1 protein-coding gene is annotated in these 1,291 nt (G+C 62.4%); it reads right to left on the reverse strand.

Annotation, left to right across the window (positions count from 1 at the left end; all coding sequences use genetic code 11):
• Positions 1-134: 134 nt before the first annotated feature.
• The coding region (locus tag D8U18_RS03395) for a sigma-54-dependent transcriptional regulator (protein ID WP_131107023.1) at positions 135-1,291 on the reverse strand (1,157 nt) is incomplete at its 5' end.

The following is a 1,291-nucleotide window of genomic DNA, read 5'->3' on the forward strand; positions in this document are numbered from 1 at the left end:
GCGTGGGAACGATCAATCAATGACAGTACTGCGGCCGCTTCGCGCCCGAACGGGAGCAAGCTCCCTCGCCACAGGTGCCTGACTTAGGGTCTGATTTATGGGCCTGATTTAGAGGCCTGGCTCATGGGACTGACTCAGGTGCCAGGCTCCTTGCCCACCTCATAATCGCGTAACTTGTTGGCGATGGTGGTGTGCGAAACCCCCAGCCGCTTGCCCAATTGCCGACTGCTCGGATGTTCGGAGTACAACCGCTCCAGCACCGCTTTCTCGAAGCGCCCGACAATTTCGTCCAGCCCGCCTTCGAGCGAAAAATCGCCAAGCGGCTGACGCACGCCGTAGTCCGGCAACCGAATGTGCTCGGCTTTGACCGTACCGCCGTCGCACAGGGAAACCGCCTGGAACAATACGTTTTCAAGTTGCCGGACGTTGCCCGGCCAGTGGTAATGACTGAGCCTGTCCATGGCCGCTGGCGCCAGTTTCGGCAGCGGGCAACCGATCTGCCGACTCGCCTGATCGAGGAAGTGCTCCACCAGCGGCGTCAAGCCATCCAGGCATTCGCGCAGGGGCGGAATGTGCAGCGACAACACGTTCAGGCGGTGATAGAGGTCCTGGCGAAACTCGCCGCGCGCGCACAGTTCGGAGAGATCGACCTGGGTGGCGCAGATCACCCGTACATCCAGATAAACCTCTTCATCACTGCCTACGCGGCGGAAGCAGCCATCCTGCAGAAAGCGCAGCAATTTCACCTGCAGGCGCGGGCTCATTTCCCCGACGCCATCGAGAAACAGCGTACCGCCCGCCGTCAGTTCCAACAGCCCGAGCTTGCCCTCGGCACGCGCGCCTTCGAAGGCACCCGGGCCGTAGCCGAACAATTCCGTCTCGGCCATGGACTCCGGCAGACCGGCGCAATTGAGCGCCATCAACGGCGATTGCCCGCGCGGGCTGGCCAAATGACAGGCGCGCGCCAACAGCTCCTTGCCGGTTCCGGTTTCGCCTTCGATCAATAGCGGCGCATCAAGGGGTGCCATGCGCCGCGCTTCGCGCACCACCGCGGCCATGACTTTCGAGCTTTGAAAGATGCTGTCGAAACCACGCAGCTCCTGCTTGCGCACGTTATAGATGCGTTCGCCCACCCGGTCGGCGCGGTGCAGCGTCAATACGGCACCGGCCATGGCTTCGCTGTCGTCATGCTCTGATTGCAGCGGCGCGATGTCGGCCAGGAACACGTCGCCCTTGACCTTGACCCGCAGCCCATTGATTCGCGACTTGTTGGCGCGCACCAGTTCCGGCA

This window comes from Pseudomonas sp. Sample_10, from assembly GCF_004321495.1.
GTDB lineage: Bacteria > Pseudomonadota > Gammaproteobacteria > Pseudomonadales > Pseudomonadaceae > Aquipseudomonas.